An 11,459-nucleotide genomic window follows, 5' to 3' on the forward strand; every position below is an offset into this window, starting at 1 on the left:
CCGCAATGACCTACTGTGTGGCCATGTGCCTGGCGGATGGACTGGTGTTTGCTTCCGACTCCCGCACCAACGCGGGCGTCGACCATATTGCCACTTTTAAAAAGCTGCACGTTTTCCATCAGGAGGGGGAACGGGTGCTGGTGCTGCAATCCGCTGGCAACCTGGCCACCACCCAGAGCGTGATAAGCCTGCTCAGCGCGCGCATCCGTACCCAGCAGGAGCCGAATCTGATGCAGGTCACCTCCCTCTACGACGCCGCGATGCTGATCGGTAAAACGCTGCTGGAGGTGATCCAGCGCGACAGCAGCAACCAGCAGAACTGCAGTAACACCAACTTCAACTGCAACCTGCTGCTTGGCGGTCAGATCGCCGGCGAAACCCATCGTCTGTTCCATATTTATCCGGAGGGCAACTTTATTGAAGCCACCCGCGACACACCTTATTTCCAGATCGGCGAAAGCAAGTACGGCAAGCCGATCATCGATCGGGTGCTGACCATCGATACGCCGCTGGAGCAGGCGATGTGCTGCGCGTTGATCTCCATTGACTCGACGCTGCGCAGTAATCTGTCCGTCGGCCTGCCGCTGGATACGCTGCTCTACCGCAGCGGCAGCCTGAGCAGTGCCGGGCAGCATCGCATCACCGACAGCGATCCCTACTTCAACCGCATCCGCAAGGCGTGGTCCGAAGGGCTGTTGCACACCTTCCAGACGCTGCCGACCTGGACCCCAGCGGAGCGGGAAGAGGAGTAGCCCTGGAACACGACCTCGCCCGGAGCCCGGCCACACGGATGATGACCGGCTCCCTTCGCCCTTAGCGCGTCTCCGCCAGCCGCTCGCCGCTGGCGGCATCAAACAGATGCAGGTTTTCGCGGCGGAGAGTCAGCCCCAGCGTCTGCTGCGCCGCGACCGCCACCCTGCCGGCAACCTGCACATGCACCGGAAAACCCTGCCAGTCGAGATGCAGCAGGGTGGATTCCCCCGTCACCTCCATGATGTTTACCGTTGCCGGCGCGCCATGCGCATCCGGCAGAATATCCTGCGGGCGCAGACCGACAATCAGCGGGGCATCGCCCTGCTGCGCCACGGCCTGATGCCAGCGTTCGGCCAGCGGAAACCACAGCGCGCCGCAGGCGACGCCGGGCTGGCCGTCGCGCACGGCGCGCTGACCGGGCAGGAGATTCATCGGCGGGGAGCCGATAAAGCGGGCGACGAAGGTATTGCAGGGCTGGTCGTAAATGGCCAGCGGCGCCCCCTGCTGGACGATCTGCCCGTCGCGCATCACCACAATCTGATCGGCCAGAGTCATCGCCTCCACCTGGTCATGGGTGACATAGATCATGGTGGTATTGATGCGCTGGTGAAGGGATTTGATCTCTGCGCGCAGCTCCATCCGCAGCTGGGCGTCAAGGTTCGACAGCGGCTCATCGAACAGGAAAACCTGGGGGTTTCTGACCATGGCCCGGCCCATCGCCACCCGCTGGCGCTGGCCGCCGGAGAGCGCTCGCGGATAGCGAGCCAGCAGTTTATCAATCCCCAGCAGGCTGGCGACCTGCTGCACTTTGCTTTTCTGTAACTGCTTATCCACCTTTTTGACCTGCATATGAAAGGCGAGATTTTCCGCCACCGTCAGGTGGGGGTAGAGCGCGTAGCTCTGAAAGACCATCGCCACATCGCGGTCGGCCGGATCCAGATCGTTGACCGGCCGCTTGTTCATCAGAATGGTGCCGCCGGAAAGCGTTTCGAGACCGGCCAGCAGGCGCAGCAGGGTCGACTTGCCGCAGCCGGAAGGGCCCACCAGTACGGTAAAGCTGCCGTCGGGGATGGTGAGGTCTAGCGGCTGGAGCACCGTCTGTTTGCCGTAGCGCTTGGCGACATCGATCAGTTCAACACTGGCCATCGGTGGCCTCCTCAAGGTGATGTTGCAGGGTATGCCAGTCGGGATAGCGGCGCGGGGAGGTGCCGATCGCCTGCGCGGCGACGGTATTTCCCCAGCGCAGCGCGGCTGCCGCAGGTTTACCGCTCAGCAGCGCGGCAAGGAATCCTGCGTTAAAGCTGTCGCCAGCGCCGATGGTATCGATCACGGTGACTGGCCGGGTCGGCGCATGGTGATGGCCGTCGGTCGTCCAGCAGTCCGCGCCGTCGGCGCCGCGCTTTACCACGCACCCGCCGCGGCCGCTGAGCCGTGCCGCCAGGGCTGCGGCGGCTGCGGCGAGGGGCGGGTGGCCGGCCAGCTGCAGGGTTTCAACGTCGTTGAGCAACAGCCAGTCGCAGTCGCCCAGCCAGCGGTCGACCTCATGACGCAGCGGGTCGCTCCAGCCCTGAGGCGGCCAGCCGGTATCGACGGCAAGGGTAAAACCGCGCTGGCGGAGCGTGGCGAGCAGCTGCGGATAGTCGGACAGCAGCCCGGTACAGAGAAAGGTACCGCAGAGCAACACGATATCGCCCTCGCCAGCGGCGGCCGGCAGCTGGCTCAACACATCCCCGGCGGTCAGGCGGGTAATATGTCCGTGGTTGCTGAGGAAGGAGCGCTCTTTGTTGGGATGGGTGATCGCCACCGTCAGCGAAGTTTCACAGGGATACTGCGGCCAGCGTGCGCTGCCGCCGGGAAACTGTGCCGCCAGCCACGGAGTAAACGCGTCGTCGCCCTGACAGCCGACCGTGCAGTGCGGAAGCTGCATGGCGGCGGCGGCCAGCGCGCAGTTGCCGGCAGAGCCGCCGGGCCGCAGCGCGCTGTGCTCGAGCATCATCTCAGTCCCCTGAGCAGGCCAGTGGGTCAGGGTTCCCATCACTAAATCAATATTGTAATTGCCCACGATATAGAGCACAGGTGTCCTGGTGTTATCCATAGTTATCCTTTACTTCCCCCGTTGGTGAGGCCGCTGACCAGCGTTTTTTGCAACCAGATAGCAATCAACAGCGGAGGGACTGAGGCCAGTATGCCCACCGCCGCCACCAGCCCGTCATCGGTGGCGCGGCCAGCGGTGAAGCCGGCGATGGTCACCGGCAGCGTTTGGGCGGCGAGGTTGCTGGTGAACAGTAGCGCATAGAAAAACTCGTCCCACGCCAGCAGCCAGCCGAACAGCGCGGCGGCGCCAAGCATCGGTTTCGCCAGCGGCAGAGTGATACGCAGCAGGACCTGCCAGATGCGCAGACCGTCAAGCCGGGCCGCCTGTTCGATATCCTGCGGCAGGGTATCGAACTGGTTTTTGACCATCCACGTCAGAAACGGCACGATCAGCGAGCAGTAGACCAGCACCAGCCCGCTGCGGGTGTTGAGCAGGCCAAAGTGTTCAAGAATAAAATAGAGCGGCAGCACAAAGGCCACGGGCGGCACCATATAGATGCCGAGGCCGGCGTACAGCCAGCCGTCGCGGCCGGGATAACGCGAAAAGCTGAAGGCGGCGGGGATCGCCAGCAACAACGACACCAGCGTCGCCCCGGCGGCCACCAGCAGGCTGTTGCCCAGCGCGGGAAGAAACAGCGCCCCGGGTTCGCCAGGGGCCAGCGACAGCAGATGGCCATAGCGGCTGAAGTCCCACTGCCGCGGGAGCCACTCCAGCGGGACGCGGGTGAGGTCCGCGGTGGTGCTGACGCTCATCAAAAACAGCCACAGCATCGGGGCGAGGATCGAGATCGCCACCGCCAGCGCCGCCAGGTAACGCAGTACGATGTACCCTTTACGCTTCATCATCAACACTCCGGCGCCGCTGACGCAGCAGCAAAAACAGATACAGGGCTATCAGCACGGCGCACATCAGGCTCATCAGCATGGCGTAGGCCGCGCCGCTGCCGGCGCGCAGGTAGCTGAAGGACTCCTGATAGACAAAAAAGCTCAACGTTTTGGTACTGTCGAGCGGGCCGCCGCGGGTCATAACATAGATAATGTCGAACACTTTGAAGGCATCGATGGTGCGTAGCACCAGCGTGACGCCAAGGGGACCCACAATGGCCGGAAAGGTAATGGCGCGAAAACGCCGCCAGGCCGAGGCGCCGTCGAGCCGCGCCGCCTCGTACAGATCGTCGGGAACAGACTGCAGGGCGGCCAGCACCAGCAGGGTGACCAGCGGGTAGTTTTTCCAGATATCCGCCAGCATCACCGCGTGCAGCGCAGAATCCGGCGAGCCCAGCCAGCTGCGATAGCTGTCAATCAGCCCCAGCTGGCTGAGCAGAGCATTAACGCTGCCGTAGTCGGGATTAAAGTTAAGCCGCCACATCATGGCGTTGACGATAGTCGGCAACGCCCACGGCAGGATCACCAGCACCCGCAGGACATTTCGCCCGACAAAACGCTGATTCAACAACAGCGCCACCAGTACGCCGATCGCCCCCTCAATCGCCACCGAGACCACGGTGAAATAGAGCGTTCGCGCGAAGGCCGCACGAAAGTCCGGGTCGGTCAGGGCATAAAGATAATTATCCAGCCAGACGTAGTGGGTCGCCTCGCCGCTTCCCGCCAGCGCGGTATCGGTAAAACTCAGCCACAGCGTGCGCGCCAGCGGCCATGCGGTGAGGATAAACATCGCGATAAGCATGGGCGCTAACAGCACCCATGCCTGACGATGCTCGCGTCGTTGCAGACTCAGCATCATGCCTCCTTAACGCAGACGGGCCGCGCTGGTGTCGACCGCCTTGAGGGCGACGTCGGGCGTGGCTTTACCCTGCAGTACCGACTGAAGCTGCTGTTGCAGGGTGTTTGACAGGCGCGAGTAATCTGCCGTTTCGGGACGAGAGAGCATCACGTTCAACGACTTGTCGGCGGCGGCGATCAGGCTCTCCTGGCCTTTGGCAACGGCAGGATCCTGGTACGAGGCTTTCCACACCGGCAAGCTCAGTTTGGCATACTTGTCCTGTACCGGCTGGGAGGTCAGATAGTGAATATACTGCCAGGCCTCTTCCGGATGCTGACTGGCTTTGGCGATGCCCAGCCCCATAGAACCGTTGACGGCGCCGGGTTTATCCGGGGTATCGCCTGGGGCGGGGACAATGCCAACATCACCTGCGACTTTACTCTGTTTCGGATCGTTGGCCATGTTGTACATATAGGTCCAGTTGAGCGCAAAGGCGGCGTCGCCATTGGAGAAAGCCTTACGCACATCCTCCTCAAGATATTCACGTGATGCCGGGTTGCTCAGCCCCTGATCGAGCGAGGTTTTCATCAGCGTGACCGCTTTCAGCGAGGCGGGCGTCGAAAAATCGAGCTTGCCGTTCTGGTAGAAGCTCCCGCCGAAGCCGGAGACGAGGGTGGTGTAATCGCAGACCAGCGCTTCCGCTTGCGACCAGCTCCAGACCAGAGGATATTTAACAATCCCTTTGTCCTTAAGCACTTTGGCGTCGTCCATTACCTGCTGCCAGCTGGCAGGCGGCGTTTTGATCCCCGCTTTGTCCAGCATGGCTTTGTTGTAATACAGATATTTGGTGTCGAGGATCCACGGCATGCCGAGGGTTTTGCCTTGATACACCACGGTATTCATCGCCCCGGGGAAAATCTTCTCGCGCTCGTCGGCGGCAATCCGTGAGGAGACATCCTGCAGCAGATCGAAGCGGCTAAACTCCGCCGGCCAGATCGCGTCGAACAGCACCACGTCGTAGCCGTTACCCCCTGCGCCGCGGGCGGCGACGATCTTGTCGTGCAGCGCTTCATAGGGGACGAATTCGAGATTGACCTTCACGTCAGGGTGTTGCTTTTCGAAGTCACTGGTCATCGCGCGAATGTCGTTTTCGCTATAGGCCGCCTGGGTCATGAACAGGGCATTAATCTGGGTCGCTGCGCTGACGCTCCCGCTGATAACGAGCATCGCCAGCAGACAGGCGTTGACCCGTAGTGCGCTGTGGTATTTCATCTTTGCTCTCCGCTGTGCTGTACTGAAAGGGGTTATGATTTATTAAATCAATTTGATTGATTTAATCAGGGCGACAATATCGGCGACATCTCCCGAGGGGCCCCAGCACTAAGCGTAGCAAAGGGTATGCCATCGCGAAGACCTGCCTGCGCGGGTCGTTGTCAGATCTGTGATGCCGGCTAAAATTTCACCAGTCCAGCCTAGAAGGGAAACGATGAAAACATCAGGTACAAACCTTGAACATGCCCGGGTGCATAACCGCCGGGTGATCATTGAGGCGGTGCGTTTACATGGCGAGCTGACCCGCGCCGAGCTGGCGCGGCTGACCGCGCTGACTCCACAGACCGTGTCGAATATTGTGGCGGAGCTGGAGCAGATGGATATCCTGACCAGCCACCAACCGCGGCGCGCCAGCGGCCGTGGACAGCCAGCGGTGCCGGTGAGCCTCAATCCCGCCAGCGCCTGGTCAATTGGCATCCATCTTGATCATCAGACGCTGATTGTGGTGCTGGTGGATCTGGCCGGTGAGGTCCATTTTCGCCGACTCATTCTGGTGCAAAAGCCCCAGCCTGGTGCGACCTTTGCCCGCCTCGCCGAGGTGCTGGATGAGATCCGTGCGCTGCCGACGCTGGACTGGTCGCGGGTGCTGGGGATGGGGGTCGTGATGCCGGGGCCCTTTGGCGTGGAAGGGATCTCGTCGACGGGACCCACGACGCTCAACGGCTGGGAAGGGGTCGATGTAGCGGCGGAGCTCGGGCGACTCAGCGGCCTGCCGGTGACTCTCGAAAACGACGCCACGGTGGCCGCCATTGGCGAACGCTTTCACGGCGTGGCGCGGCAGCTCAACTCTTTTGTCTATCTCTATATTGGCACCGGTCTGGGCGCCGGTATTTTTACCGATGGTCATGTGTATACCGGCCATGCCCATAACGCCGGTGAGGTCGGGCATATTGTGGTCGCGCCGAACGGTCGCCCTTGCTATTGCGGGAATGAGGGATGCCTTGAGCGCTATGTTTCGCTGCAGGCGGCCTATGAGTTTTGCGGCCTCGACCCCTATCGCGCGCTGCCGGAAGATCTGCTGTCGGTGGACGCTGCGCTTTTCGACCAGTGGATCACCAGCATCCTGGCGCCGTTGCGTCAGGCGATCAATTTGCTGGAGTGCGTCTTCGATGCCGAGACGGTGGTGGTGGGCGGTATGATGCCCGCCCCCTTGCTGGAGAAAGTGCTGGCGCGGCTGCCGCCGCTGTATCAGTCTGTGCGCGGGCGTTACCTGCCGGCGCAGCGTGTCAAAATGGGGATGACCGGCACCGATACCGCCGCGCTGGGCGCCGCTGCGCTGCCAATCTTTGATGAATTTAATCCGCAGTTTCAGGTGTTGATGAAAGCGGTGAATACAAACGCGCTTTTTGGCAAAGCTAAGTAAATTAAATACTTTGTTATTTAACGTGTTATCTCACATCTTCGGAGGGAATGAGGCAACACGGCAAGGTATCGGAAGTGACGGAAAAGAAGACGGCTGTCTATGTGGATGATCAACAGCGCATCCTGATCCGCCAGCTGGCGCGCAGCTGGCTGTGGCGCAGCGAGCTGCCGACATGGCTGCTGATTGTGACGGTTTACGGCGGCTGGTTTGCCTGCGTGGCGGGCTGGCAGACGCTGGGTTTGATGCCGGCCACGCTGCTGCTGATCTGGTTTACCACCTGGTATATGTCCTTACAGCACGAGCTTATCCATGGGCATCCCACCCGGCTGGCATGGTTTAACCAGCTGTTGGGGACGCTGCCGCTGGCGGTCTGGTATCCCTATGGCATCTACCGCGACAGCCACCTGGCGCACCATCGCAACCATCTGCTGACGCACCCCGAGGACGACCCCGAATCGTACTATGTGACGGCGGAAAGCTGGCAGCGCTTCTCAGCCTGGCAGCGCCGTCTTATCCACCTGCGCAACACCTTCTGGGGGCGTCTGCTGCTGGCGCCGCTGATGGATATTATTCACACCCTGAACCGCGCGCTGCGGGCTTTCCGCGAGGGCGACCGCCGCGCTATCGCCATGTGGAGTCTGCATCTGTTGCTGCTGACGGGCCTGCTGACCTGGATGGCGGCGCAGGGTTTTTCCCCACTGTGGTTTGTGCTGGCGGTGAGCTACCCGGCGCTGGCCCTGACCAAAGTGCGCTCTTTTCTCGAACACCGCGCCGCGGATGACCCGCTGGCCCGCTCGGTGATCAACGAGGCCGGGCTCCCCTGGCGGGTGCTGTTCCTCAATCTCAACTACCATGCGGTGCATCATGACCTGCCAGGGGTCCCCTGGTACGCTTTACGTCAGCTGTATCTGCATCGCCAGACGGCTTATCTGCAGCGTAATCAGGGGTTCCTGGTGCGTGGGTACGGCGAGTGGCGACGCCATTTTGGCCGCCGGGCGGTGGCGGTGAACGCCCATCCGGGCTTTGGCGAGCAGGCGCAAGCGGGAGGAGAACATGGCTGAACGCATGACCTTTCCGATGTATGCCATCCACCGTCAACAGACCCAGGCCCTGTGGCAGGCGGTGCAGTCGCTGCTGGCCGAACGCGGCGTGACCGTGACGGGAGATCCTCCGACGGCTGACCCCGAGGATCTGCTGGACCACTGGCGCCAGCCGACGCTGTTGCTGAGCCAGACCTGCGGCTACCCGCTGGTGACCCAGCTGCCGGAGGTGCAGACGGTGGGCTGTTTCCACTACGCCGCGCCCGGTTGTGAAGGGCGCCGCTACCGCAGCCTGTTGGTGGTCCGCGAAGCGGATAGTCATCGGATGCTGGGGGACTTTTTTGGCCGTCGGGCCGCGTGCAATGCCGAGCACTCGCAGTCCGGCTACAACGTGCTGCGTAAAATGGTCGCGCCGCTCTCCCGGGAGGGGCGATTTTTTTCGGCGGTGGTGTTCAGCGGCAGCCATCGGCAGTCGCTGCGCGAGCTGCAGCAGGAAAACGCCGATATCGCCGCCATCGACTGCGTGACCTACGCGCTGCTGCAGCGCCATCAGCCGCAGGTCCTGGCAGGCCTGGTGGCGATCGGCTGGAGCCCGGCCGCGCCAGGGCTGCCGCTGATCACCGCCGGCGCCACTCCGGCGGCGACGCTGAATATCCTGCGCGAGGCGCTCCAGCAGTTAGTGAGCGATGCGCGCTATCGTCCCCTGTGCGATGCCTTGCTGATCTGCGGCTATAGCGATATGCCGCGGGAGGCCTATGCGCCGCTGCTGGCGTGGCGGGATGAGGCCGCGGCGCTGGGAGTCAGCCAGCTATAGGTAAAATGCCCCGGCCAGCGGTCTGTGCCGGGGCGGGCCACGTCGGGCTACGGCGCGGTGAAGCGGTTTTCCACCGCGGGCAGACCGAGCTTTTCACGCAGGGTGCCGGGCGGGTAGCGATCGCGCATGACGCCGTTACGCTGCAGAATCGGCACCACCTGGTCAACAAAGCGGTCAAAGTCTCCCGGCAGCAGCGGGAACATCAGGTTGAACCCATCGGCGGCGCCCGCCTGCCAGGTCTCCGTTAAGGCGGCGGCAATCTCCTCGGCGCTGCCCAGCAGCAGCCAGCTATCGGAACTCTGTAATAACAATTTCCCCAACTCCAGCAGGGTGAGCCGCGGATCGTACTGGCGGATAAGCTTCAGCGCCGTGCGGATGCCATCAAAGCTCTCTTCATCGGGGAGCGGCGGCAGGGGTTGGTCCCGTGGCAGGGTGCTGAGATCCATCCGAAGATAAGAGGAGAGCAGGTCGATAGCCATCTGGTCGCTCATCAGCTGCTCGTTAAGCTGCTGGCGGGCCGCCTTTTCCTCGCTGGAGTTCACCACCACCGGCAGGACCCCGGCGATAATTTTGAAATGGGCCGGATCGCGCCCGTGCTGGCGCAGCCGCTGGTTCATCTCTTCGCGATAGGCCAGCCCTTCGGCGATCGAGTGAATAAACACGAAGTGCATATCAGACCAGGCGGCGGCCAGCGCTTTTCCCGCCTCTGAAGAGCCGGCCTGCACCAGCAGCGGATGGCCCTGCGGCGGGCGAGGGACGTTGAGCGGGCCGCGCACGCGAAAGTACTCGCCCTGATAGTCGAGGTGATGCACCTTGCCGGCATCGGCGAATAATCCGTGCGCTTTATCGAAGATCGCCGCGCCATCTTCCCAGGAATCCCACAGGCGAGTGACCACGTCGATGAATTCACTGGCCCGCTGGTAGCGGGTGCCGTGGCGGGGAAGCTGCTCCAGACCGAAGTTTGCCGCCTCTTCTTCCAGCCACGACGTCACCACATTCCAGCTGGCCCGGCCATTGCTGAGGAAATCCAACGAGGCAAAGTAGCGCGCCAGGTTATAGGGTTCGTTATAGGAGGTCGACGCGGTGGCCATCAGGCCGATATGCTCCGTCACCGCGGCGAGGGCGGAGAGCAGCGTCAGGGGTTCAAGCCGGGCGTTGGCATAGTGGGTCAGGCCGCTGGGCACCGTATCCCACACCGCGATATGGTCGGCGACAAAGATAGCGTCGAGGGTCGCCGCTTCGGCCTTGCGCGCCAGACTGGCGTAATAGTTGAGGGTAAATATTTCCGCTTCTGGTGCGTCAGGGTGACGCCAGGAGAAACGGTAATCCCCCTGCGGGTTATAAAAGAACAGGTTCAGGATCATGTGTCGGGTAGACATAGCGTGGACTCGCGGCTGAACGCCATCCGTGGCGGGGTGACGGTCAGTGTTGGGGGAGGTTGGCATTAACCCATTGCTCGGCGACGGCTGCCGGATCTTTATGCTGGAGATCCACCTGCTGGTTGAGGGCAATCAGCGTGGCATTGTCCAGCTTGCCGGAAACCTCATTGAGCACGGCGCTGATCTCCGGCGTCAGACTGGCTTTGCGCACCAGCGGCACCACGTTCTGACTCGGTTGTTCATGTTTATCATCCTCGAGGACCACCCATTTCTCCTTCGCCAGGTTGCCCTGGGTGGAGACGACCGTCGCGACGTCGATTTTGCCCGAATTGAGCGCCAGCCGGGTCAGCGGCCCGCCCATGTCCAGCGATTTCACCGCTTTGAACTCAAGTCCATAGACGCGCTTCAGCCCCGGCAGGCCCAGGGCGCGTACCGCCAGCTCCGGTGGTCCGCCGATCACCAACTGCGGGGCGACGGGCTTCAGGTCGGAGAGGGTGCGCAGATGGTATTTCTCCGCGGTCTCGGCACGTACCGCCCAGGCGGTGATCGAGGTGGCCGGGGCCGGGTTCAACAGGGTGAAATCGGCGGGCAGGGCCTGGGCCAGCTCAGCGCTAACGGCCTGCTGGCTGGTGGCCTCGGTCTTGCCGTTATAGAAATTGAGCAGGGCGCCAAGATATTCCGGAACGATATCGATCTCACCGCTCTGCAGCGCCGGAATAATAATTTCCCGGTTGCCAAGGTTGAGACGGGTGTTGGCCTCGATATGATTTTTCTTTAACGCGCTGGCGTAGATGTTGGCGAGAATGGAGCTTTCGGTAAAATTGGCCCCGCCCACCGTGACGCTGGCGGCAAAGGTGCTAACGCTCAGGCTGAAGAGCCCGGCGGCCAGCAGCGAGAGACGAAATCGACGGGCGGTGACGGCCTTGCCAAATAATTGCTTCATAATACCTCTTTTATTTTC

General features: G+C 62.1%; 11 protein-coding genes. 4 read left to right on the forward strand and 7 right to left on the reverse strand.

Annotated features, from left to right (window positions below):
• Positions 1–5: 5 nt before the first annotated feature.
• Positions 6–752 (forward strand): proteasome-type protease, encoded by a 747-nt coding sequence (locus AC3EMD_RS09635; RefSeq protein WP_008804320.1) that lies wholly within the window; start codon positions 6–8, stop codon positions 750–752.
• A 61-nt stretch (positions 753–813) separates the two neighbouring features.
• Here the strand turns inward: AC3EMD_RS09635 and AC3EMD_RS09640 are convergent, their stop codons facing one another.
• The 5 genes from AC3EMD_RS09640 to AC3EMD_RS09660 are packed head-to-tail and all read right to left on the reverse strand — an operon-like array spanning position 814 to position 5,842.
• Complete coding sequence (locus AC3EMD_RS09640; protein ID WP_008804321.1) at positions 814–1,899, reverse strand: ABC transporter ATP-binding protein; 1,086 nt, start codon at positions 1,897–1,899, stop codon at positions 814–816.
• Positions 1,886–2,848: a carbohydrate kinase family protein gene (locus tag AC3EMD_RS09645; protein ID WP_012967785.1), complete on the reverse strand. Its 963-nt coding sequence runs from the start codon at positions 2,846–2,848 to the stop codon at positions 1,886–1,888. The genes AC3EMD_RS09640 and AC3EMD_RS09645 overlap by 14 nt, the downstream gene beginning before the upstream one ends.
• 2 nt (positions 2,849–2,850) lie before the next feature.
• A complete protein-coding gene (locus tag AC3EMD_RS09650) occupies positions 2,851–3,690 on the reverse strand; it encodes a carbohydrate ABC transporter permease (RefSeq protein ID WP_032738925.1) in 840 nt (279 codons plus the stop codon).
• Positions 3,680–4,588 (reverse strand): carbohydrate ABC transporter permease, encoded by a 909-nt coding sequence (locus AC3EMD_RS09655; protein WP_302074182.1) that lies wholly within the window; start codon positions 4,586–4,588, stop codon positions 3,680–3,682. The genes AC3EMD_RS09650 and AC3EMD_RS09655 overlap by 11 nt, the downstream gene beginning before the upstream one ends.
• 9 nt (positions 4,589–4,597) lie before the next feature.
• Entirely contained in the window at positions 4,598–5,842 is a 1,245-nt protein-coding gene (locus AC3EMD_RS09660; RefSeq protein ID WP_008804325.1) for an extracellular solute-binding protein, read from the reverse strand.
• Between the two features lie 214 nt (positions 5,843–6,056).
• On the opposite strand from AC3EMD_RS09660, the gene AC3EMD_RS09665 reads away from it, so the two are divergent.
• The 3 genes from AC3EMD_RS09665 to AC3EMD_RS09675 all read left to right on the forward strand — a co-directional run bounded on the left by AC3EMD_RS09665 (position 6,057) and on the right by AC3EMD_RS09675 (position 9,119).
• Positions 6,057–7,265 carry an ROK family transcriptional regulator gene (locus tag AC3EMD_RS09665; RefSeq protein ID WP_039103940.1) on the forward strand — a complete coding sequence of 403 codons (1,209 nt, stop codon included), beginning with the start codon at positions 6,057–6,059 and terminating at the stop codon, positions 7,263–7,265.
• A 74-nt stretch (positions 7,266–7,339) separates the two neighbouring features.
• Positions 7,340–8,326, forward strand: coding sequence for a fatty acid desaturase (locus tag AC3EMD_RS09670; RefSeq protein ID WP_008804327.1), 987 nt, complete (start codon positions 7,340–7,342; stop codon positions 8,324–8,326).
• A complete protein-coding gene (locus AC3EMD_RS09675; RefSeq protein WP_302074050.1) occupies positions 8,319–9,119 on the forward strand; it encodes a phosphate/phosphite/phosphonate ABC transporter substrate-binding protein in 801 nt (266 codons plus the stop codon). The genes AC3EMD_RS09670 and AC3EMD_RS09675 overlap by 8 nt, the downstream gene beginning before the upstream one ends.
• Positions 9,120–9,166: 47 nt before the next feature.
• Here AC3EMD_RS09675 and AC3EMD_RS09680 read toward each other — a convergent pair whose 3' ends face one another.
• A complete protein-coding gene (locus AC3EMD_RS09680; RefSeq protein ID WP_306464725.1) occupies positions 9,167–10,564 on the reverse strand; it encodes an NtaA/DmoA family FMN-dependent monooxygenase in 1,398 nt (465 codons plus the stop codon).
• A complete protein-coding gene (locus AC3EMD_RS09685) occupies positions 10,542–11,441 on the reverse strand; it encodes an ABC transporter substrate-binding protein (protein WP_023297855.1) in 900 nt (299 codons plus the stop codon). The genes AC3EMD_RS09680 and AC3EMD_RS09685 overlap by 23 nt, the downstream gene beginning before the upstream one ends.
• Positions 11,442–11,459 lie beyond the last annotated feature (18 nt).

This window comes from Klebsiella sp. PK18 (assembly GCF_057784655.1).

Coding starts and splice junctions, on each gene's coding strand:
- AC3EMD_RS09680 (WP_306464725.1), bottom strand. CDS start 10,564: ATGCCAACCTCCCCCAACACTGACCGTCACCCCGCCACGGATGGCGTT.
- AC3EMD_RS09650 (WP_032738925.1), bottom strand. CDS start 3,690: ATGAAGCGTAAAGGGTACATCGTACTGCGTTACCTGGCGGCGCTGGCG.
- AC3EMD_RS09665 (WP_039103940.1), top strand. CDS start 6,057: ATGAAAACATCAGGTACAAACCTTGAACATGCCCGGGTGCATAACCGC.
- AC3EMD_RS09660 (WP_008804325.1), bottom strand. CDS start 5,842: ATGAAATACCACAGCGCACTACGGGTCAACGCCTGTCTGCTGGCGATG.
- AC3EMD_RS09685 (WP_023297855.1), bottom strand. CDS start 11,441: ATGAAGCAATTATTTGGCAAGGCCGTCACCGCCCGTCGATTTCGTCTC.
- AC3EMD_RS09635 (WP_008804320.1), top strand. CDS start 6: ATGACCTACTGTGTGGCCATGTGCCTGGCGGATGGACTGGTGTTTGCT.
- AC3EMD_RS09645 (WP_012967785.1), bottom strand. CDS start 2,848: ATGGATAACACCAGGACACCTGTGCTCTATATCGTGGGCAATTACAAT.
- AC3EMD_RS09675 (WP_302074050.1), top strand. CDS start 8,319: ATGGCTGAACGCATGACCTTTCCGATGTATGCCATCCACCGTCAACAG.
- AC3EMD_RS09655 (WP_302074182.1), bottom strand. CDS start 4,588: ATGCTGAGTCTGCAACGACGCGAGCATCGTCAGGCATGGGTGCTGTTA.
- AC3EMD_RS09640 (WP_008804321.1), bottom strand. CDS start 1,899: ATGGCCAGTGTTGAACTGATCGATGTCGCCAAGCGCTACGGCAAACAG.